The 1,267-nt window shown below is 56.2% G+C and carries 1 tRNA gene and 2 rRNA genes; all 3 read right to left on the reverse strand.

From position 1 onward, the window contains the following. Positions 1-784 (reverse strand): 23S ribosomal RNA (locus N5095_RS00005); the annotation flags it as partial. A gap of 214 nt (positions 785-998) precedes the next feature. Further along, positions 999-1,070, reverse strand: a tRNA-Ala gene (locus tag N5095_RS00010). Positions 1,071-1,217: 147 nt separating this feature from the next. Next, positions 1,218-1,267: ribosomal RNA gene (locus N5095_RS22450) — 16S ribosomal RNA — on the reverse strand; the annotation flags it as partial.

Below are 1,267 nucleotides of genomic sequence, written 5' to 3' on the forward strand. Positions count from 1 at the left end.
GTGTAGATCACTCGGTTTCGGGTAGTATCCATTCGACTCCCCGCGCTTGAACACGGTGAGCCTCACACAAAGTGCTGCGCTCGTATCGGTTTCCCTGCGCCTTCCCGGGTACACCGGTTAGACTCGTCGAATAGATACACTCCCTGGTTCGTTTTTCAAAACGTACGACGGAACATCGGCTCCTCTCGATTCCTACTGGAAGTTCGCACTTCGGTCGTTTTTCGAGAGGCCTTGTATGCCCCGTCGCTCTATCGCCACCTGATTTCAAGCCCTATTGCACCGCCCTTCTCGGGGTGCTTTTCAGCGTTCGCTCACGCTACTTGTTCGCTATCGGTCTCGAGACGTGTTTAGTCTTAGCAGTCGATGCCTGCTAAATTCACGAGGGATATCCAACCCCCGCTACTCTGGTACTGACGCACAGCGTACTGGTTGACCTTACGGGGTTTTCACCCTGTATCACGCTCCGTTCCAGGAGACTTCAGGTCAGGTTTCTGCTGATGAGAGCCAGTCCGAACACCACATTGCCCGAAGGCTTCGGTTTGGACTGTGTCGCCTTCACTCGCCGTTACTGACGACATCGCGGTTTGCTTTCTCTTCCTGTTCCTACTAAGATGTTTCAATTCGGAACGTTCCCCATTGCGCGAAGCAATTGTGTAGGGATTCCCATTCGGAGATCCTCAGTTCTTCGTTTCCATGCAACTCCCTGAGGCTTATCGCAGCTTGGCACGTCCGTCATCGGCGCTCGAGCCGAGCTATTCACCAGATGGCACAGTAGCCATTCTGAGTGGAATTCGCCATGAACCCGATGGAACGAGTTCAGTGGGCGTCTGGATTGCACGTACACACGGTCGTCATTGTACGGCCTGGACCTTGGGCCAGGCGCGTCTCGAACCCTTCCCATCCGCGGTCTCCCGGGATGGTGCATCAGTTCGTTTCAGGACCAGAACGTCGGCCCGTCTCCCACTTAAGGGACACGGTCTTCGTCTGGCCCTGAGACATGGACCCACTGGGATTCGAACCCAGGGCATCCTCCTTGCAAAGGAGGCACTCTCCCACTGAGCTATGGGCCCACCTCACCCGCGTGGGTGAGGGGCGTATTGATAGTGTGAGCCACGATGGTTCGTAGGTGCCCGGTCGGACGTGGTGTCCGAACGTTCGCCAACGGAATACGGAAAGGTGTGCTCGTCTCGGCGGACCGAGACGAGTCACGGGACGTTAGGAGGTGATCCAGCCGCAGATTCCCCTACGGCTACCTTGTTACGACTTA

Origin of the sequence: Halobium salinum, from assembly GCF_026586625.1 — an archaeon.
Classification (GTDB): domain Archaea; phylum Halobacteriota; class Halobacteria; order Halobacteriales; family Haloferacaceae; genus Halobium; species Halobium salinum.